The organism is Kitasatospora sp. NPDC059462 (assembly GCF_042749955.1).
Taxonomy (GTDB): Bacteria; Actinomycetota; Actinomycetes; order Streptomycetales; family Streptomycetaceae; genus Kitasatospora.
The window spans coordinates 40,014-59,136 of sequence record NZ_JBHYUU010000033.1 but is presented as its reverse complement, the minus strand read 5'-3'; the positions used below and the strand labels follow the sequence as shown (position 1 = coordinate 59,136).

21 protein-coding genes are annotated in these 19,123 nt (G+C 75.0%); 10 read left to right on the top strand and 11 right to left on the bottom strand.

The genetic code is table 11. From position 1 onward, the window contains the following. Window positions 1-296: 296 nt before the first annotated feature. On the bottom strand, window positions 297-1,520 hold the full coding sequence (locus ACFXAM_RS12180; protein ID WP_380290114.1) for a hypothetical protein: 1,224 nt from the start codon (window positions 1,518-1,520) through the stop codon (window positions 297-299). Beyond that, a complete protein-coding gene (locus ACFXAM_RS12175; RefSeq protein ID WP_380290120.1) occupies window positions 1,517-2,362 on the bottom strand; it encodes an RNA polymerase sigma factor in 846 nt (281 codons plus the stop codon). Before ACFXAM_RS12175 ends, ACFXAM_RS12180 begins: the two co-directional genes overlap by 4 nt. A gap of 355 nt (window positions 2,363-2,717) precedes the next feature. On the opposite strand from ACFXAM_RS12175, the gene ACFXAM_RS12170 reads away from it, so the two are divergent. The 6 genes from ACFXAM_RS12170 (at window position 2,718) to ACFXAM_RS12145 (ending at window position 7,179) form a co-directional block, all read left to right on the top strand. Beyond that, entirely contained in the window at window positions 2,718-3,413 is a 696-nt protein-coding gene (locus tag ACFXAM_RS12170) for a hypothetical protein (RefSeq protein WP_380290112.1), read from the top strand. Between the two features lie 145 nt (window positions 3,414-3,558). Beyond that, complete coding sequence (locus tag ACFXAM_RS12165) at window positions 3,559-4,251, top strand: VC0807 family protein (protein WP_380290110.1); 693 nt, start codon at window positions 3,559-3,561, stop codon at window positions 4,249-4,251. A 103-nt stretch (window positions 4,252-4,354) separates the two neighbouring features. Continuing rightward, window positions 4,355-5,095, top strand: a complete 741-nt coding sequence (locus ACFXAM_RS12160) for a tyrosine-protein phosphatase (protein WP_380290108.1) — start codon at window positions 4,355-4,357, stop codon at window positions 5,093-5,095. 67 nt (window positions 5,096-5,162) lie between these two features. After that, window positions 5,163-5,612, top strand: coding sequence for a GNAT family N-acetyltransferase (locus ACFXAM_RS12155; RefSeq protein WP_380290106.1), 450 nt, complete (start codon window positions 5,163-5,165; stop codon window positions 5,610-5,612). A 41-nt stretch (window positions 5,613-5,653) separates the two neighbouring features. Continuing rightward, on the top strand, window positions 5,654-6,358 hold the full coding sequence (locus ACFXAM_RS12150) for a class I SAM-dependent DNA methyltransferase (RefSeq protein ID WP_380290104.1): 705 nt from the start codon (window positions 5,654-5,656) through the stop codon (window positions 6,356-6,358). Between the two features lie 68 nt (window positions 6,359-6,426). Further along, window positions 6,427-7,179 (top strand): Clp protease N-terminal domain-containing protein, encoded by a 753-nt coding sequence (locus ACFXAM_RS12145; protein WP_380290102.1) that lies wholly within the window; start codon window positions 6,427-6,429, stop codon window positions 7,177-7,179. Between the two features lie 56 nt (window positions 7,180-7,235). Here the strand turns inward: ACFXAM_RS12145 and ACFXAM_RS12140 are convergent, their stop codons facing one another. Then, the gene (locus ACFXAM_RS12140) at window positions 7,236-7,727 is read right to left on the bottom strand and encodes an NUDIX domain-containing protein (protein WP_380290100.1); all 492 of its coding nucleotides are present in this window, start codon (window positions 7,725-7,727) and stop codon (window positions 7,236-7,238) included. A 127-nt stretch (window positions 7,728-7,854) separates the two neighbouring features. Beyond that, entirely contained in the window at window positions 7,855-8,292 is a 438-nt protein-coding gene (locus ACFXAM_RS12135; protein ID WP_380290098.1) for an SRPBCC domain-containing protein, read from the bottom strand. Between the two features lie 159 nt (window positions 8,293-8,451). Here ACFXAM_RS12135 and ACFXAM_RS12130 point away from each other — a divergent pair, with 159 nt between their 5' ends. After that, a complete protein-coding gene (locus ACFXAM_RS12130) occupies window positions 8,452-8,772 on the top strand; it encodes an STAS domain-containing protein (RefSeq protein WP_380290096.1) in 321 nt (106 codons plus the stop codon). On the opposite strand, the gene ACFXAM_RS12125 is transcribed toward ACFXAM_RS12130, so the two are convergent. The 3 genes from ACFXAM_RS12125 to ACFXAM_RS12115 all read right to left on the bottom strand — a co-directional run bounded on the left by ACFXAM_RS12125 (window position 8,677) and on the right by ACFXAM_RS12115 (window position 10,489). Then, window positions 8,677-9,645, bottom strand: a complete 969-nt coding sequence (locus ACFXAM_RS12125) for a sigma-70 family RNA polymerase sigma factor (RefSeq protein WP_380290094.1) — start codon at window positions 9,643-9,645, stop codon at window positions 8,677-8,679. The genes ACFXAM_RS12130 and ACFXAM_RS12125 overlap by 96 nt on opposite strands. Before the next feature lie 170 nt (window positions 9,646-9,815). Beyond that, complete coding sequence (locus ACFXAM_RS12120) at window positions 9,816-10,088, bottom strand: hypothetical protein (RefSeq protein ID WP_380290092.1); 273 nt, start codon at window positions 10,086-10,088, stop codon at window positions 9,816-9,818. A 134-nt stretch (window positions 10,089-10,222) separates the two neighbouring features. Further along, complete coding sequence (locus ACFXAM_RS12115; RefSeq protein WP_380290090.1) at window positions 10,223-10,489, bottom strand: UBP-type zinc finger domain-containing protein; 267 nt, start codon at window positions 10,487-10,489, stop codon at window positions 10,223-10,225. Window positions 10,490-10,565: 76 nt separating this feature from the next. Here ACFXAM_RS12115 and ACFXAM_RS12110 point away from each other — a divergent pair, with 76 nt between their 5' ends. Then, on the top strand, window positions 10,566-13,088 hold the full coding sequence (locus ACFXAM_RS12110; protein ID WP_380290088.1) for a lysylphosphatidylglycerol synthase domain-containing protein: 2,523 nt from the start codon (window positions 10,566-10,568) through the stop codon (window positions 13,086-13,088). A gap of 43 nt (window positions 13,089-13,131) precedes the next feature. Here ACFXAM_RS12110 and ACFXAM_RS12105 read toward each other — a convergent pair whose 3' ends face one another. After that, window positions 13,132-13,332: a hypothetical protein gene (locus ACFXAM_RS12105; RefSeq protein WP_380290086.1), complete on the bottom strand. Its 201-nt coding sequence runs from the start codon at window positions 13,330-13,332 to the stop codon at window positions 13,132-13,134. Window positions 13,333-13,743: 411 nt separating this feature from the next. On the opposite strand from ACFXAM_RS12105, the gene ACFXAM_RS12100 reads away from it, so the two are divergent. After that, window positions 13,744-14,388, top strand: coding sequence for a class I SAM-dependent methyltransferase (locus tag ACFXAM_RS12100; protein ID WP_380290084.1), 645 nt, complete (start codon window positions 13,744-13,746; stop codon window positions 14,386-14,388). Further along, window positions 14,385-14,963: a TrmH family RNA methyltransferase gene (locus ACFXAM_RS12095; RefSeq protein WP_380290082.1), complete on the top strand. Its 579-nt coding sequence runs from the start codon at window positions 14,385-14,387 to the stop codon at window positions 14,961-14,963. The genes ACFXAM_RS12100 and ACFXAM_RS12095 overlap by 4 nt, the downstream gene beginning before the upstream one ends. Window positions 14,964-15,016: 53 nt before the next feature. Here the strand turns inward: ACFXAM_RS12095 and ACFXAM_RS12090 are convergent, their stop codons facing one another. The 3 genes from ACFXAM_RS12090 to ACFXAM_RS12080 form a co-directional block, all read right to left on the bottom strand. Next, window positions 15,017-16,075: an MDR family NADP-dependent oxidoreductase gene (locus ACFXAM_RS12090; protein ID WP_380290080.1), complete on the bottom strand. Its 1,059-nt coding sequence runs from the start codon at window positions 16,073-16,075 to the stop codon at window positions 15,017-15,019. Further along, window positions 16,072-17,802, bottom strand: a complete 1,731-nt coding sequence (locus tag ACFXAM_RS12085) for a phytoene desaturase family protein (protein ID WP_380290118.1) — start codon at window positions 17,800-17,802, stop codon at window positions 16,072-16,074. Before ACFXAM_RS12085 ends, ACFXAM_RS12090 begins: the two co-directional genes overlap by 4 nt. A gap of 93 nt (window positions 17,803-17,895) precedes the next feature. Further along, window positions 17,896-19,086 (bottom strand): cytochrome P450, encoded by a 1,191-nt coding sequence (locus ACFXAM_RS12080; RefSeq protein ID WP_380290078.1) that lies wholly within the window; start codon window positions 19,084-19,086, stop codon window positions 17,896-17,898. Between the last annotated feature and the right edge of the window lie 37 nt (window positions 19,087-19,123).

The window sequence follows — 19,123 nt, the reverse complement described above, 5'->3', positions numbered from 1 at the left end:
CTCGCGGGCCGGGCGGGCCCCGCCCCCGCCGCCCGGGGGCCGGGGCGCCGGGGGCGTCCGGTCCCCTCCGCACCGCGGCGCGCGGCCGGGGGGCGCCGGCCGGGCCCCCACGGGACCGGCCGGGTGGACGGCCGGCACGGGGGGCCGACCGTCCGCCCGGGGTCTCGGGTGGAGCGGGTACTGCAGCTACTGCGGCTACTGCGATGGTGCGGTCACTGCGGTGGTGCGGGGTGGAGCGGTGCGGCTGATGGACGGGCCCGGGGGGATTCGCTCGTCGCCCATCCGGAGATCGTGGGTCACCGCGGGCCTCCCGGGGTGACGCCGGGCCGGCCGGAGCGGTCGGTCCCCGGCAGCCCGGGCGTCACCGCCGAGGCCGTCGCGGGTGGCGCGGTGGGGGCCTTCGACGCCCGGCCCGCGCCCGCCCCGCCGTTCTCGCCCGGACCCTGGCCGCCGGCTCCCTGGCCGTTGCCGCCGGAGCCCGACGAGCCGGCGCCGGAACCGCCCGGGCTTCCGGAACCCTGGCCGCCGTTGGCGCCCTGGCCGGTGCCGACGCCACCGCTCCCGGACGCGTTCCCGGCACCGTTCCCGGAGGTCGCGGCACCGGACCGGGACGGGGCCGGAGCGCCCTGGCCGTTGCCGCCCGTGCCGCGGAGCAGCCGGGCGCAGTAGTCCTCGACCCCGTCCGGCCCGCCGGCCTCCGAGACCAGCCCGCCGAACTGGGGGTCGGTGATCAGCGTGCGCGGGCGCTCGCCCTTGCCCTCCCGGTCGGAGAACGCCTTGCAGAGCGCCGCGTGGGCCGCCGGGTTCGACGGACCGCGCCCGTCCGCCGGGGTGGCGGCCGGCGGCTGCGGCGTCGCCGGCGCCGAGGCGGACGGGACGGGGGCGACCGGGACGGCGGGGGCCGGGACGCCCGACGGGCTGTTCGACGGGCTGTTCGGCGCAGTGCCGGACGCTCCACCGGCCGGGCCGGTGGTGGACGGCGCCGCCGGCTGTCCGCCGGCCGACGGGGAGCCGGAGCGGGTCCCCGTCGTGGTCGACGCGGCGGACGTCGCGGAGGCGGCCGAGTGGCGCTCCGGCTCGCCCGAACCGCCGCCCAGCGCGGACAGTCCGCCCGTGCCGGCCGCGACCGCGACCCCGCCGAGCGCCGTGGCGCCGAGCACGACGGCGGCGGCCTTCGTGCTGAAGGCCCTCGTCAGCGCGGCGGTTGCCATCGAACGTCTCCGGACGGGTGCGGGTGCGGGTCCTGCGGGAGCTGCTGCGAGACGGGCCTCCCGGAACGCGGCCAGGGCCGCCTCCTCCCCGGCCAGTTCGCCCTGCGCCGCCGGCGCCGCGGCGGCGGCGAGCACCCGGGCGACCCGTCCTTCCGGCCCGGTGCCGGGCGGGAGGGTTCCCGTGTGCCCGGTACTGCCGTCCGGGCCGGTGAGCGAGGCGTCCCGCCCGGCCGACGGGCCGTCCACGGCACCGGTGAGCAGGTGCTCGGCGGTGTCACGGTCGATCCGACGGGGTCGGTTGGTGCTCATCTCATGTCCTTCAGCGTCGCGGCCCGGCGTTCTGTCACACCCTGCGGAGGATTTTTCTTCGCGGCTCGTCCGAGCCCCTTCCGGCCACCGGCGGCGGCGCCGTCCCGGCCCGTGCGCGCGGCCGGGATCCCCGGGCCGCCGGCGCCGGTCCCCGCACCCGCGGGGAAGGACTGTTCCAGCAGCTTGGCGAGCCGCTTGAGCCCCCGGTGCGCGGCCATCCGGACGCTGCCCGAGCGCTTGCCGAGCACCTGGGCGGCGCTCTCCGCGTCCAGTTCCATCACCACCCGCAGCAGCACCGCCTCGGCCTGGTCCCGGGGCAGCCGGGAGATCAGCGCCAGCGCGTCCGCGGTGCCGACGGAGGCGAGCGCCGCGCCCGCGGTGTCGTCCCCGCCGGCCAGCCCGGACAGCTGCTCGAAGGGCAGGTCGGTGACCGGCCGGCGGCGCCGGGCCCGCAGGTGGTCCAGCGCCCGGTTGCGCGCGACGGTCGCCGCCCAGCCGCGGAAGCCGTCGCCGTCGCCGGTGAAGGAGCCGAGGTCGCGGGCGATCTGGAGCCAGGCCTCGGAGGCGATGTCCTCGGCGTCCTGGGCGTCCTCGGGGCGGCCCCCGACCAGCACCCGCAGGTAGCGGAGCAGGCCCGGCTGGACGCTGCGGAACAGCAGCCGGAAGGCCTCCTCGTCGCCGCCCTGCGCGGCCCGGACCGCCTCGGTCAGATCGACGGGGCCGGGGGCCTCGCCGCCGGCGGGCGGGCCCGGTGGCGGGCCGGACGTCGGGACCGGTCCGGACCGGCCGACGGGGCTGTCGGTGCCCGCTCCGGGGCGTTCTGCACTCTGCACCCGCCACATCATCCGCCATCCGGGCGAACGTCCCGTCCCCTCGGGCCCGGGCCGTCGTTCCCAGCCGCGTCCGCGGCCCGTCCGCGACCTCTTCGCGCCCCGTCCGGCGCCCGTCCCCCGGTCCGTGCGCCGTCCGTCCACAGCGCCTCCGCGCTCCGTCCAACGATGGGCAGGGTGCAGCATTCACGCCGGTTCGCCTTCAGGTCGAAGGTCTTGAGACCTTCTAGCCTTCGCCTGCAGCACCACAATGACCACATCACCTACGTTGTAGGTGAACGATCCATTTCGGCCGCCCCCTTTGCGCCCCCTCCCCCCTCCGTGCGCCGCGGACGCCGCCGACTGCTCCCCCACCCCCAGGAACGCCATGACCTCCGCCGCCCACGAGCTCTTCGAGCGCGGCCTGCGCGACCACCTCGCGCCCACCCTCCGCCTCCTGGGCCTCACCGGCTGGCGGCGGACCTTCAGCCTCCCCGACCCGACCCACTGGGCGCTGCTCGGCCTGGTCGAGCAGCGCACCGACGGCCGGCTGCGCTACACCTTCGACCTGAGCCTGGTCCGCCGCGCCGACTGGACCGCCGCGGGCTTCCCCGGCCCGCGCCCGGACCCGCGCGCCGTCTACGGCATCGAGTCCTGGCGGGCCCGGATCGGCGAGCTGATGCCGGTCTGCGAGGACGTCTGGTGGGAGGTGCTGCCCGGCCCGCGCTGGCGGGTCGCCCTGGACGACTCGGCGGCCGCCGTCCGCCACTACGCACTGCCCGAGCTGCGCCGCCGGGCCGAACGGGAGCGCGGCGCCGCCGCGGGCGAGACCTACCTCTCCCCCGCCGACCTGGAACAGGTCAACGCCGCGCTGCTGGCCGTCCCGGTGGCCCGGATCCAGCGCGCCGAACTGGTCGACGGGGCGCTGGTCCTCATCGGCGCCTGGACGCGCGCGGACGCGGCCGCCCGGACGGTGCTGCGCGGCGTCGCCCTCGGCTTCCTCTCCGCCGAGGACGAGCTCTTCGCCGTCGTGCGCTGCGCGGACACCCTCGGCCGGCCGCTCTGGGACTTCGGCCACCCCTGACGTCCCGTGCGCGCCATGACAGTTGTCATGCGGATCCGGCAACGGACGGCACTGCTGAGCGGGCGGCCCCGCTCGGAAGACTGGAGGCACGACGGAGCGGGCAGCGGCCCGCCGACCGAGCAGCCAGTCCGGGGAGGAACCCACCGTGAGCCAGATCGCCGCCACCGCGTCCGCCGCCGCACCCGCCGGCGCCGCCACCGCCAAGACCCCGAACCCCCTCGCCCGGGCCCTGCGCCCGCTCGCCGTCGACATCGCCGGCCCGCTCGCCGGCTTCTCCCTCCTCCACTCCGGCCTCGGCCTCGGCGAGTTCGCCGCCCTCGCCTGGAGCAGCCTGCTCCCGGTCGCCCGCACCGTGCTCGGCCTGGTCGGGGAGCGCAGGCTGAACCGCTTCGCCGCCCTGATGGTCGGCGTGAACCTGACCGGCCTGGCCCTCACCGCCGTCAGCGGCGACGCCCGGCTGATGATCGCCAAGGACTCCGTGCTCAGCGGCTTCATGGCGCTGGCGATCCTGGGCTCGGCGCTGACCGCCCGTCCGCTGATGTCCGCCGCGCTGCGCCCCTTCCTCACCCGGGGCGACGCGGCCCGCGAGGCGGCCTGGGACCGGCTCGCGGAGGGCTCGCGCGCCTTCCGCCGCCACGAGCGCCGGTTCTCGGCGATCTGGGGCACCGCGCTGCTCGCCGAGTGCGTCGCCCGGGTCGCCGGGGCCTTCACCCTGCCGGTGGCCACCATGGCGTGGCTGTCCACCGTGCTGCTGGTCGCCGGGATCGCGGCCGGCTCGGTGCTCGGACAGGCCGCCGCGCAGCCGATGGAGAAGCTGGTCCGCACCGAGGCCGCCTGAGCGGGCCGGCTGTCCGACCGCCGGAGGAACCAACCCGCCCCACCGGGAGTCCAGAAATAACGAGGGGGTAACGGGACCCCCTCGTCGAGGAAACGGGGAACCGATGAGCCGGGCCGACGCGCGAACCACCACCACCGAGGACCGCACCCTCGTCTGGGACGGTTGCCTCAACGTCCGCGACCTGGGCGGGCTGCGCACCACCACCGGCGCCCGCACCACCCGCGGCGCGATCGTCCGCGCCGACAACCTGGACCGCCTCACCGCCGAAGGCTGGGACGCCCTCCTCGACCACGGCGTGCGCACCGTCGTCGACCTGCGCAACACCGAGGAGTACAAGCCGCTCCTGCCGCTCCCCGAGGACGTCGAACTGATCCGCGTCCCCCTGGACGAACTCGCCGGCCCCGCCTGGTGGCAGGCCTACGGCCACCTCGACGGCACCCCGCTCGCCCTGCGCCCCTACCTCGACCACTGCCCGCACGCCGCCGCCGAGCTGATCACCACGATCGCCGGCGCCCGCCCCGGCGGCCTGGTCGTCCACTGCGGCGCCGGCCGTGACCGCACCGGCCTCGCCGCCCTCCTGCTGCTCGCCCTCGCCGACGTCGAACCCGCCGAGATCGCCGCCGACTACCTCCTGAGCGCCCCCAACGTCCGCCCGCTCTACGGCATGCTCGGCCTCCCCGACCCGTTCCGCCGCATCGACACCGTCCTCGCCGAAGCCGGCACCACCGCCGAAGCCGCCCTCGCCGCCACCCTCACCGGCTTCGCCCCCGCCCCCTACCTCCTCACCGCCAGCGTCGCCCCCACCGCCCTCCAAGCCGTCCGCGCCCGTCTGCTCCCCGCCTGACCGCGGCTCCCCGGGAGGGGGACGCCGGCCCCGCCGGCCTCCCCCTCCGCTCTGGCAGACTCCGGGCGTGATCCTTCGCACCGCCACCCGCCAGGACCTGCCCGGCATCATCGCCCTGCTCACCGACGAGGACGGGGTGGGCGATCCCGCCGACGTCGAGGTGGGTGAGGCGTACGAGCGGGCGTTCGCCGACATCGACGCCGATCCGCGGAACGAGATGCTGGTGCTCGACGAAGGGGACGGGGCGGTGCTCGGGTACCTCCAGCTGACGTACGTCCCGGGGCTGGGGCGGGGCGGGGCGGAGCGGGCGCTGGTCGAAGGGGTGCGGGTGCGGGCCGATCGGCGCGGGGCGGGGCTGGGGCGGGAGTTGATGCTCCGGGCGATCGAGCGGGCCCGGGCGCGGGGCTGCACGCTCGTCCAGCTGACCAGCAACAAGCGGCGGACGGAGGCGCACCGGTTCTACGAGGCGCTCGGCTTCGACCGCAGCCATGACGGGTTCAAGCTGACGCTCCGATAATCGTTCGCGGCAGGGCCGCCGGCCGCTCGATACTGCCGGGCATGGTGGACTTCTCCGACTTCGACACCCGCAACTACCCCACCGTGGACGTCCGGACCGGCTACGCCGGCTGGGTCGACACCTATGAGCAGACCGTCGAGGACGCGATGGACCTCGCCGTCCTCGACCGGCTGGACACGCCGCGCTGGGCGGAGGTCCGCCGGGCCGCCGACCTCGGCTGCGGGACCGGGCGCACGGGCGCCTGGCTGCGCGGCAGGGCCGCCGGGGGCCTCGTGCTGGACGGGGTGGACCTCACGCCCGAGATGCTGGCGCGCGCCCGGGAGCGGGGCGCCCACGACAGCTTGACGGAGGCCGACGTCGCCGGCACCGGGCTCGCCGCGGGCGCGTACGACCTGGTGGTCTCCTCGCTGATCGACGAGCACCTGGCCGACCTCGGCCCGTACTACCGCGAGGCCTTCCGGCTGGCCCGCCCCGGCGGGCGCTGCGTCCTGGTCGGGCTGCACCCGTACTTCATCATGGCCGCCGGCATGCCGACCCACTTCACCGGCGCGGACGGCTCCGACGTCGCCATCACCACCCACGTCCACCTGGTCTCCGACCACCTCGCGGCCGGCCTGGCGGCGGGCTGGACGCTGGTCGAGATGCGGGAGGCGGTGGTGGACGACGGGTGGATCGCGCTCAAGCCGAAGTGGGAGAAGTACCGCAGCCACCCGGTCTCGGCGGCGTACGTGTGGGAGAAGCGGTAGACCGGCAACTCGCCGTAGCGTCAACCGATGGTTGACGATCCCAGGGTCGACAACCTACGGTTGACGCTATGGAGAATCCGATCGTTCCCAAGACCACTCCGCTGCGCCTCGACGATCTGATCGACGCGATCAAGAAGATCCACACCGACGCCCTCGACCAGCTCTCCGACGCCGTCATCGCGGCCGACCACCTCGGAGAGCTCGCCGACCACCTCATCGGCCACTTCGTCGACCAGGCCCGCCGCTCCGGCGCCTCCTGGACCGACATCGGCCGCAGCATGGGCGTCAGCAAGCAGGCCGCCCAGAAGCGCTTCGTCCCCAAGGACCCGGCCACCCCCAACGACCTCGACCCGAGCCAGGGCTTCGGCCGGTTCACCGACCGGGCCCGGCACGTGGTGATGGCCTCGCAGGAGGAGGCCCGCCAGGCCGGCAACGCCGAGATCGGCGCCGAGCACCTGCTGCTCGGCCTGCTCGCCGAGCCGGACGGCCTCGCCGTGCGGGCGCTCGCCGCCCAGGGCGTCACCCCGGAGGCGCTCCGCACGGCCGCCGTCGCCGCCCTGCCCGCGCCCGGCGCCGAGGTGCCGGCGCTGATCCCCTACGACGCCCGGGGGAAGAAGGCGCTGGAGCTGACCTTCCGGGAGGCGCTGAAGCTCGGCCACAACTACGTCGGCACCGAGCACATCCTGCTCGCCCTGCTGGAGCTGGAGAACGGCGCCGGGGTGCTCGACGACCTCGGCGTGGAGAAGGCCGAGACCGAGCGGTTCGTCGGCGAGCTGCTCGCCGCGTTCGTCGCGTCGAGCGGCGGCGACGCGCAGGACTGAAGGATCCGTTCCGGGGCCGTGCGGGACGGGCCCGGCCCCGGAACGGCGTCCGCCGCTCAGAAGCCCGACACGTGCGTGGTGACGATCCGCGTCCGTCCCTCGGTCTTCGCCTCCAGCGCCGCGCTCAGCCGCAAGGACCGCGCGGGGCCGAGGAGCCGGAGCGCCTCGTCGTCGTCGACCCAGCGGTGGTCGTCCAGTTCACCGGCCGGGACGGTCACGGGGGTGCCGTCCGGGACGGTGCCGGCGTCGAAGAGGAAGTGCACGGCCGGGTGGTCGAGTTCGCCCGACGGGTGGGTCCAGGAGATGGCCAGCAGGTCCCCGGCCTCGCGCACGATGCCGGTCTCCTCCAGCAGTTCCCGGGCCGCGCACTCGGCGGGCCCCTCCCCCAGGTCGATCGTGCCGCCCGGGAACTGCCAGTGCTCCCGGTACCCGGCCTTGACCAGCAGGATCCGCCCGGAGGCGTCCCGCAGGACGCACCCCGCCGCCGCGTAGGTCCGCGGCAGCGAGGCCAACCACTCTTCACGGGACTTCAACGGCTCGACCGACACGGCGGGGCCTCCTGGGGCGCGGGAACAGGCGTGCGTCCCCACTCTGCCAGGCCCCGCCCTGCCGGTCCCCGCCCTGCCGCTCCCCGCTCCGCCGGTCCGCGCGACGGCCGGCCGGCCTGCGCGACGGTCAGGCCCGGGCGGCCAGGTGCTCGACCAGACGGTCGAAGCTGGAGTTGTGGCCGGCCTCGGCCTCCGGGCCCAGGAACATCGCCGGCACGTTCTCCTGCTCCATGAGCACCCGGGTGCGGCCGTCGCCGAGGTCGCTGAGGGTGATCCGGCCGGTGAGGCCCACGCCCTCCTCGAAGAACTCCAGCAGCTCGCCCTCGCGGACCGCGGTGAAGTGGCCGCGCAGCGGGTAGCGGTCGCCGGTCGCGTCGATCACCATCGTGCTGTCGAAGCGCCCGCCGACCACCGGCTCGATGGTCACGGTGTCCAGCGGCACCCGGGTGCCGACCGGGCCCCAGAAGCGGACGAACTGCTCGGGCTCGACGTACGCCCGGAAGACCTCGGCGGGGGTGGCCGACAGCTCGCGGACGATGGACAGGGTGCCGAGGTTCTCGGTCATGGTGGTGTTCCCTCTGTTCGCTGGACGCGCCGCTCGGTGCCGCGCTTTCACAGGGGTAGACCGGGGGCGCACCGGAAACTCATCGCTCCCCGGAGAAGTTTTTCCGGGAATCTTTCCGGCGGGCCGATGAGGCCCGCCGATCACGCCGGTCTCATCTCCGTGAAGACCGAACCGGAAGCATCCGCCGACCGTCCGCTGAGCTGCGACCTGGGCGCCCTGACCGCCCCCGACCTGGCCGTCGTCGACGCCCTGGCCCGGCTGCGGCTCGCCGCCGCCCGGCACGGGGTCCGCCTCGTCCTGCGCAACGCCGCCGGCCCGCTGCGCGATCTCCTCGCGTTCAGCGGGCTGGGCGCCGTCCTGCCCGTCGAGGAGGACGGCGCGGGGCTACTCCCCGGCCGCCAGCCGTGGCGGCAGACCGAAGAGCGGGAACAGCACGTCCGTGTCGAGGAAGTTGGTGAGCCCGGTGATCCGGCCCGCTGACACCTCCAGCACGATCAGCGCCCACGGCTCGTGCCCGCCGTCCGGGCCGGGCCGGTACTGGCCGAACGCCGGACTGCCGTTGGCCCGCGCCGACACCAGCCGCGAGCCCCGGCAGCCGTGCCCGGGCCCGAGCATCCACTCCCGAAGGTCCGCGTGCCCGGTCAGCCAGAGCGCGAACGGCGGCATGTTGAGCGTGACGTCCTCGTGCAGCAGCGCCGCCAGGCCGTCCATGTCGTACGCCTCGAAGGCGGTGACGTACCGGGCCAGCAGCGCCCGGTGGTCCTCGTCCAGCTCCGCGGCCGGGCGGGAGGCGGCCGGGTCGGCGGCCAGCGCGGCCCGGGCCCGCTGGAGCGCGCTGTTCACCGAGGCGACGGTGACCCCGAGCAGTTCGGCGACCTCGTTGGCCCGCCAGCCGAGCACCTCGCGCAGGATCAGCACCGCCCGCTGCCGGGGCGCCAGCCGCTGGAGCGCGGCGACGAAGGCCAGCCGCACCGACTCGCGCTGCGCGGCCACCTCCGCCGGATCACCGGTCTCGGGCACCACCCGGCCGTCCGGCGCCGGGCCGATCCAGGTGACCTCGGGCAGCTGGGCGTCGCTGGCGGTGGCGACGGTGGAGGGGCCGGCCAGGTCCATCGGCCGGGCCCGGGCGTTGCGGCCGTTCAGCGCGTCCAGGCAGACGTTGGTGGCGATCCGGTAGAGCCAGGAGCGCAGCGCCGCGCGGCCCTCGAACCCCCGGTACCCGCGCCAGGCCCGGACCATGGTGTCCTGCACCGCGTCCTCGGCCTCGAAGACCGAGCCGAGCATGCGGTAGCAGTACCCCGTCAGCTCTGTCCGGTACCTCTCCAGCTGGAGTTCGACCGGTTCCTCCGTCATCAGCTCGGCCATCGCCCGCGCCCCCGCTCACCTGCATGTCGTCGATCACCGGGAAAGGTACCGCAGCCCACCGACAGTGCCGCCGCACGCCCCCGGCCGCCACCCTGAGCGGACGTCAGGACGGCGGCCGGGGGCGGGGGCGCCCGGTGTGCCCGGTGCGCGCTGTGGGCTCAGTGCGCGCTGTGGCGCTCGGCACCGCGGTGCCGGTGCCCCTTGAGCTCGGCGTGCTGCGCGGGCGCGGCGTGCGGGACGGCGGTCGCGGCGTCCCGGCCGCCGTGCCGGAAGGAGGCGGCCGCCGTCCCGGCACCGGAGGCGGACCGCCCGGCGCCGGTGCGCAGCCGGGGCGGGAGCGTGTCCGGCGTCGTCGCCATGCCCCGGCGTTCCAGCAGCTCCTGGGCACCGCGGCGGAGCCTGGGGGAGCTTCCCGCTGTTCGGTTGGTCATCGTCGGCCTCCCTTCGGTGGCCGCCGGCCGGACGGAACCCGGCCGGGGGCCGCACGGGCGTTATGTCCCGATTGATCGGGAATTACACCTCAACCCATGGCCGCCGGAACGTCAACCCGTCCCCCGCGGCCCGGTCACCCCATGAGCTCGTGGACGAAGCACCACCGCCAGTCCTCCCCCGGCTCGTACGACCTGATCACCGGGTGGGAGCTGTCGTGGAAGTGCGCGGTGGCGTGCCGCTGCGGCGAGAAGTCGCAGCAGCCGATGTGGCCGCAGTCCAGGCAGAGCCGCAGGTGCACCCAGTCCCGGCGGCCCTGGGCCAGGCAGTCGGCGCAGCCGTCCACGGGCGGCAGGGGCGCGATGTCCCCGGGTGCGGCGGCGAGGTCTTCGCAGGCGCTCATGGAACGCACAGTAGTGACGCCGGGCCCGCCGCGCTCCCCGGGACACGCGCCCGGAGGCTCGTGGGAGCATGCCCCTGTGGCGGATGTGACGGGGAGCGCGGCAGTCAGCACGACCGGCGACGCGGGAGACCTCCCGCCTCCGGGCATATCCGGCACCGGCCGGATCCGGCAGCCCGCGGCACTGATCCGGCTGCTCGCCGGCCTCACCGTGATCGCCCTGGCCCTGCTCTTCGCCGACTACGCCCGCGCCACCACCAACGGCCTCGCCGAGGACGTCGCCGACGCCGCCGCGCTGGTGCCGCACCCGCTGGGCGGCGTCGCCACCGGCCTCACCACCGCCGCGCTGCTGCTCCTGCCGGCCCTCTCGGCCGCCCGCCGCCTGCTGCGCACCACCGCCGACCGGCGGCACGTCCTCCAGCAGCTCTCCGACGGCCTGCTGGCCGCCGTCCTGGCCTACGGCGCCTCGCTCGCCGTCGACCTGTGGATCGACGGGCCCGCCCCGTTCTCACTGGTGTCCGCGCTCACCCAGCCGCTGCCCGGCGACCCGATCGCCCGCACCGAGCCGGTGTACGGCTACCTCGCCCCCGTCCTCGCCTTCCTCATCGCCTCCGCGGCCCGCGAGCGACGGGTGCCCCGCTCCGTCCTCGCCCTCTCCGCGCTGGCCGGCCTCGCCGGCGGGGCCGCCACCCCGACCGCACTGCTGCTGGGGGTACTGATCGGCTGGACGGCCGCCCACGGCACCCGCTGGGCCGTCGGCACCCCGGACCCGCGGCCCCGGCCCGCCCAGCTCCTGCACAGCCTGCGCGAGGCCGGCCTGCGCCCGGTCGCCGCCACCCCGGCCGGCCCGGACCGCTACCTGGTCCGCCAGCAGGACGGCCGCCCCGAGCTGGACGTCCAGCTGCTCGACCGGCAGGCGGTCACCGCCGCCCTGGTCCAGCGGGCCTGGCGGCGGCTGCGGCTGCGCACCGCCCCGCACCCGCGCGCCCTGCGCTCGCTGCGCACCGGGCTGGAGCACGAGGCCCTGGTCTCCTACGCGGCGGTCGCCGCCGGGGTCCGCACCCGCCGGATCGCCGCCACCGTCGAACTCGGCCGGGACACCGCGCTGGTCGCCTACGAGCGGCTGCCCGGCCGCACCCTGGACGACCTGGCCGACGAGGAGCTCACCGACGCGCTGCTCGCCGACGCCTGGGGCCAGCTGGCCCTGCTCCAGCGGCGGGCGATCGCGCACCGCGCGCTGGTGCCCTCGGCGCTGCTGGTCGACGCGGCGGGGACGGTGCACCTGGTGGGCCTCGCGGACGGCGACATCGCGGCGGGCGAGCTGGTGCTGCGCAGCGACGTCGCCCAGCTGCTCACCACGCTCGCGCTGCGCACCGGGGCGGAGCGGTCGGTGCGCAGCGCGGTGGCGGTGCTCGGGCCGGACGCGGTCGCCGCCGCCCTGCCGCTGCTCCAGCCGATCGCGCTGGCCCGCGGCACCCGGCTCGCCCTCAAGCGGGCCGGACGGGCCGCGCCGTCCGCGCCGGCCCGACCGTCCGAGCCGGCCGAAGCGTCCGCACCGTCCGAGCCGACGGCTCCCTCCGGGCAGCCCGGGCCCGATCTGCTGGAGCAGATCCGCGCGGAGGTCCTCCGCAGCCGCCCGCAGGCCCCCGTCCGGCCGGTCCGGCTGGAACGGCTGCGCCCCCGCACCCTGCTCGCCGTCGGCGGCGGCGTGATGGCCGGCTGGCTGCTGCTGCCACAGCTCTTCGCCACCGAGCGCAACCCGATCGCCGCGGTCGCCGACGCCGACCCGTTCTGGCTCGTCCTCGCCCTGCTCGCCGCGGCCGCCAGCCACGTCACCGCCGCGATGGGCTTCGTCGGTTTCGTCCCCGAGCGGCTGGACTTCCGCAACGCCGTGCTCGCCCAGGTCGCCGGTTCCTTCGTGAAGCTGGTCTCCCCCGGCGGGGTCGGCGGCGTCGCCCTGAACACCCGCTTCCTCCAGCGGGCCGGCATCCCGACCGGCCAGGCGCTGTCCAGCGTCGGCGTCGGGCAGCTGCTCGGGCTGGTGCTGCACCTGCTCCAGCTCGGCGCCTTCGTCTACCTCACCGGGGTGGAGACCGGCGAGTCCGAGCTGGACGCCCTGCCGTTCGTGGTCGGCGGCCTCGCCGTGGCGGGCGCGCTGCTGGTCGCGGTGTCCGCCGTGCCGCCGGCCCGGCGCTGGCTGGCCGCCCGGCTGCGCCCGCTGACCGCCGAGGTGCTGCCCCGGCTGGTGGAGCTGCTGCGCAACCCGGGGCGGCTCGCGATCGGCTTCGCCGGGCAGCTGATGGTGTCGATCACGCTGATCACCTGCCTGTACTGCTGCACCCGGGCGGTCGGCTCGGAGCCGGGCTTCGCCGCGGTCGGCGTGGTGTTCCTGGTCGGCAACGCGGCCGGGAGCGCCGCGCCGACGCCCGGTGGGGCCGGTTTCGTGGACAGCGCGCTGCTGGCCGGCCTGAAGCTGACCCCCTCGATGGCGGACGGCGGGGCACTGGCCGCCGTCACCCTCTTCCGGCTGCTCACGCTCCTCCTGCCGGTGCTGCCGGGCTGGGCGGCGTTCAGCTGGCTCCAGCGCCGCGGGGCGCTCTGACGCCGGGCCCCTCCCGGTGGCGGGGGCTGCTTCCGGTGCGGGGCTACTCCCGGTACTCGTCCTCGTCGAGCTGGACGATCCGGCTCTGCTCGGCGACGTCCGCGACGTCGGTGGCCGGGTCCGCGCCCAGCGCGCGCCGCTCGGCCAGCTCGTCGTACTCGTCCTCGTCCGACTGCTCGTCCTGCTCCGCAGCCTCCTCGACCTCGTCGACCTCGTCCAGGTAGTCCTCGTGGTTCTGCGGCATGGCGTCCGTCCTCGTTCCTCGAAGGTTCCTCGAAGGCTTCATCGGAGGCTTCCCTGACCCGATGGCGACTGCCCGGTGGGTACTGGCAGTATCCGTCGGCCGCCGCCCGGGCGCGAAGCGCCACCGGCCCGTCGGCGTGTTGCCTCCTACCCGGATCGGCCCGTCGGAACCGGCCGGTGCGCACCGCGCCCGGGGCCCGCCCGCCGGATCGGCCCCGCCACCCGCAGGACCCCCGGCACCCGCCGGCCGGCCGGTCCCCCGGGACCGGCAGCGCGGGCGGGACGGGCGGCCGGGACGGGCGGGGCGGGCAGGACGGGCCCGGCGGCCACCGGGGTACGATCGGAGCCGTACCAGCAGGGCTTACCCACACCTCCCGGTGGCCCCGAGGCCCTTACGAACGACGGGGAAATCATGTCCGGCTCGCACTACTTCACCGGTGCACCCGAGGTCGCCAGCGAGCGCAGGCCGATCACGGTCACCCTGCCGGACCTCACCCTGGAGCTCACCACCGACGCGGGCGTCTTCTCCCGCACCCGGCTGGACCCGGGCACCCGGATCCTGCTGGAGCACGCGCCCCCGCCCCGGGTGCGCGGACCGATCCTGGACGTCGGCTGCGGCTACGGCCCGATCGCGCTGACCTGGGCGAGCCGCCGCAAGCGGCTCCCGGTCTGGGCGGTGGACGTCAACGAACGCGCCCTGGAGCTGGTCCGGCACAACGCCGGGTCGCTGGGGCTGGGCAACGTGCAGGCCGCGCTGCCCGAGGAGGTCCCCGCCGACCTGCGGTTCGCGGCGATCTACTCCAACCCGCCGATCCGGATCGGCAAGACGGCGCTGCGCCGGCTGCTGGAGCAGTGGCTGGGCCGGCTGACCCCGGACGGCTCCGCCTTCCTGGTGGTGCAGAAGCACCTCGGCTCGGACTCGCTGCAGAAGTGGCTGAACGAGCAGGGCTGGCCGACCACCCGGCTGACCTCGGTCAACGGGTTCCGGATTCTGGAAGCGCGGCCCCGCCCGGCGGCGGGCGAGGGCCCCGAGAGTGGACGAGGGACGACGTCGTGAAGCAGCTCCGCGGGACCGAACTGAAGCGGCTGCACCGCTCCTGGCGGCGTGGCAACGAGTTCCGGCTCGCGATGATCCTGGAGAACCTCCAGTCGCCGTTCAACGTCGGCTCGGTCGTCCGGACCGGCGCCGCGATGGGTGCGGAGAAGCTCTACCTCACCGGTGACACCCCGTCGGTGCGCTCCTCCGGCGCGCAGAAGGCCGCGATGGGCACCGACAAGTACCTGAAGGTCGAGCACTTCCCCACCGTCGCCGAGGCGGTCGCGGCCGCGAAGGCCGACGGCTTCAAGGTGGTCGGCCTGGAGCTCGCCGACGAGGCGGTGCCGATGTTCGCCGCCGAGCTGACCCCGGCGGTCGCCTTCGTGCTGGGCCACGAGGACCGCGGGGTGACGGCCGACGCGCTCGCCCTCTGCGACCAGGTGGTCTTCGTGCCGCAGCTGGGCCGGGTCGGCTCGCTGAACGTCTCCGCCGCCGCCACGGTGGCCTGCTACGAGGCGCGCCGCCAGGGCTACGCCCTCACCGGCACCCCGGACGGCTCCGACGCCGGCGCCTTCGACGGCCTCGACGAGGACTGAGAGCCCGGGCCGGGCCCCGGGGGGGCGGTTCCGGCCGCCCGCCCGGGGCCGGCTCACACCTCGACCAGCACCTTGCCCCGATTGGCCTCCCGGTCCAGGTAGAGGCTCCGGTAGGCCTGCGGGATCGCGTCGAACCCCTTGTGCACGGTCTGGTGGTAGCGGATCTCCCCGCGGCCGACCAGCCCGCCCAGCTCGCGGTGCATCTGTGCCAACAGCGGCTCGGTGAACCACTCCTGGGCGAAGATCCCGCGGATCGTGGTGCGCGGGAACATGATGTACGGCAGCAACCGCGGCCCGGTCAGCTCACCGTTCACCGTGGTCGCCCACTGCCAGCAGACCGCCACCCGGCTGTCCACGTTCAGCATGGTGAACACCGCGTCCGTGACGGCCCCGCCCAGGTTGTCGAAGTACCGGTCGACGCCGTCCGGGGCGGCCGACACCAGCGCCTGCCGGGCCTTCTCCGCGTCGTCGCCCTGCGTGTAGAGCACCACCTCGTCGAAGCCCAGCTCGCGCAGGTACTCGGCCTTGCCCGGCGAGCCGGTGGTGCCGACCACCCGGCCGGCCCCGGCCCGCTTCGCCAACTGGCCCACCAGGGTGCCGACCGAGCCGGACGCCCCGCTGATCACCACGGTGTCGCCCGGGCGGACCTCCAGGAAGCGGGTGAGCGTGCCCCAGGCGGTCATCCCGGGCGCGCCCATGACACCGAGCGCGGTGGACAGCGGCAGCCGCTCGTCGTACCAGGACGGGTCGAGCCGGCGGTAGGCCGGGAAGACCATCGGGAAGGTACCGGTCGTCCACAGCTCCTCGGCCCCGTTGTGGACGACGTGGGTGCGCCAGCCGCCGAAGCCCTGCACCAGGTCGCCGACCGCGAACGCCGCCTCCGGCCCGGCCTCGGTCACCTCCATGATCGAGTCGGCGCCCATGTGGTGGCCGACCGGCGTCTCCAGCGCCAGGCCGTTCTGGTACGGGTCCACCGAGACGTACCTGGTCCGGAAGAGCATCTCGTCCGGCCGCAGGTCGATCTCGACGTCCTCCACGACCTTCTCGTAGATCCGGTTGACGTCGGGCACACCGTCCAGGTGCTCCCGGACCACCCACTTCTCGATCCTCATGCCAGGGCTCCCGTCTCCACGTTCTCGCTGTCCTCGGTCCGTCCCGCCCCGTCGGCCCCCGCCGGCGCCGCCTGCCGGGCCGGCCCCGCGGGCCGGCCCACCGGAATCACCAGATGCGTCGGCAGCGGCGCGCCCGGGTCGATCTCGGCGGTGAACTCCAGTCCGTCGTCCCGGCAGATGAACTGCATGACGTGCCGCCCGGCGGCCGCCGCCCGGATCAGCCCGCCAATGGTCGCCCAGACCCCGGAGAGGTAGAAGTTCGACAGCCCCGGCAGCACCGGGCCGCTCTTCTTGATCTCCTCCTCCACCGTCTCGGCGCCCTCCACGAAGGGGTTCCAGCCGGGGAAGGTGCCGTCGTAGACGCCGGTGTAGCGGACCTGGGTGAGCGGGGTGGACACGTCGGCGACGGCCACCGCGTCCTTGAAGCCCGGGAAGCGCTCGTCCAGGAAGCCGACGATGCCGTTGCGGACCCGCCGTTTGGCCGCCAGGTACTCCCGGCCGTGCTTGACCGGCAGGGTGTGCAGTTCCTCGCCGCGCCGCACCCGCGAGGACCGCTCCGGGCCTTCCGACAGCGCCCGCCAGGGGGCGATGTCGGAGAAGTACGTCGCGAACACCACGGTCGAGCCGGACGGTGCCAGCTCGGGGTAGTGCCGGGTGCGGAACTGGACGTTCATCGAGGGGCAGCGGATCCCGGTCAGCTGGGCCGTCTCCCGCTCGCCCAGCAGGTAGGTGGTGCACGGGTCGCCGGTCGGGAAGGGCTTGCGCAGGCCCAGGAAGAGCGCCACGTACCCCGGCGACAGCTGTCCCGGCTCGTCGATCAGCGAGGTGTAGAGCCGGCGGTAGGTGTCGTTGAGGTACTGCCCCTTGAGCAGCTTCATCACCGTGGTGTGGCCGTCGGCGGCGGACACCACGATGTCGGCGCGGTACTCGCGGCCGTCGCTGAGCCGCACGCCCACCGCGCGGTCGTGCTCGACCAGGATCTCCTCGACCCTGGCGTTGTAGGTGATCTCCCCGCCGAGCCCGCGGTAGCGCTCCTCGATCGACCGGGCCAGCGCGAGCGAACCGCCCTCCGGCACCCCCGCGGCCCGGTTGGCGTGCGAGGCGAGCTGGAAGTAGAACGGCAGCACCGGGAAGGCCGGGTGCTTCTCGTAGAGGATGAAGTTGAACGCCTCGCGCAGCAGCGGGTCCTGGAACCGCTGCGAGAAGTCCGTCATCAGCACCGCGATGGACTTGCGGATGGTGTTGAAGTACGGCGTGAAGGAGGCCAGCATCCGCCAGCGCTCCAGCCGCCCCATCAGCCCGACCGGCTTGAGGAACGGATAGGCCGCGAGCGCCTTGCGGAAGGTCCTGATCCCCGCGCAGAACTCCCGGATCGGCGCCGCGTCGACCGGGGAGAGGCCGAGCAGGTGGGCCTCCAGCCGGTCCGGGTCGGAGTAGAAGTAGACCGCCCGGCCGTCCCGGGCCCGGACGATGTTGAACACGTCGAAGTGCCGCATCTCCTTGCCCTGGAGCGCGCCCAGTTCGAGCCAGATCTGGTACATCTCGTTGCCCGGGCCGTTGCCGAGCAGCCAGCTGATGCACCAGTCGAAGGTGAAGTCGCTGCGGTCCCAGCCGGTGCAGGAGCCGCCGGGGATCTCGTGCATCTCGAAGATCCTGGTGCGGTAGCCGTTCATCCGGGCGTAGCACCCGGTGGACAGGCCGCCGAGCCCGCCACCGACGATGATCATCGACTCCCGCCGCTGGGCGGTGTCCGTCTGCCGTGCCATTCCTGGCCTTCCTCGTCGTCCTTGCCTAGCCGTGTGGGTGGGGTCGGCGACCGCTCACCAGGTGACCGGGAGCGCCTGCAGCCCGTTCACCATCGCGTCCTCCTTCCAGCGCAGTTCGCGCTCGGGGACGGCCAGCCGCAGCCCGGGCAGCCGGGTCAGCACCTGCTCGATCGCCACCTGGAGCTCCAGCCGGGCGAGGTGCGCACCAATGCAGTAGTGCACGCCGTGGCCGAAGCCGATGTGCGGGTTGGCCTGCCGGTCCAGCACCAGCCGCTCCGGCTCCTCGAAGACCTCCGGGTCACGGTTGGCGGCGGCGGTGGCGATCATCACCGCCTCGCCGGCCCGGATCACCACCCCGCCCAGCTCGACGTCCGCGGTGGCGTACCGGGGCAGGCTGAAGCCGGTGAGCAGCGGCACGTAGCGCATCAGCTCCTCGACGGCCTTCGGGATCAGCTCGGGGTGCTCCCGCAGCCGGGCCGGTTCCTCCGGGTTCACCAGCAGTTGGTGGAGGAAGTTGCCGATCTGGTTGGTGGTGGAGACGAACCCGGCGATCAGCAGGTCGCAGGCGATGGAGAGCAGTTCCTCCTCGCTGATCAGCTTCTGCTCCCGGCAGGCCGCCACCAGCGTGGTGAGCAGGTCCTCGCCGGGCTCGCGGCCGCGCAGCTCCAGCACCCCGGCCATGTAGTCGATGAACGCCTGCCCGTCGACGGCCAGCACCTCGCCGGGGGTGACGGCGGACAGCACCGTCTCCGCCCAGCGCCAGAGCATCCGGTGGTCCTCGGCCGGGATCCCGAGCACCTCGCAGATGATGGTGGTCGGCATCGGGATCGCGAAGTCCTCGACCAGCTCGGCGGGCCGGCCCTTGGCGAGGATGCCGTCGAGCAGTTCGTCGGCCAGCTCCCGGGCCCGCACCCGCAGCCGCTCCACCCGGCGGGCGCTGAACTCCTTGGCCACCAGCGAGCGCAGCCGGGTGTGCTCGGGCGGCTCGGTGGAGAACAGGCCGGCGCCGGTGCGGGCCACCGGGCGCATCCGCGGCTGGTCCTCGCCCATCGCGGCGGCGAGGCTGAACCGGGGGTCGCCGAGCACCTCCCGGACGTCCTCGTACCGGGTGACCAGCCAGGCGCCGTCGCCGTACGGCATCCGGATCCTGACCAGCGGCTGCTCGCGCAGCTCGGCGTAGCGGGGGTCGAGTTCGAGACCGTTCGGCTCGAAGGGGTAGGTCAGCGGCGGGTGCTGGCGCAGCATGGGCGGATCCGTCTCTCGTGCGGGGGCGGGCAGGTGC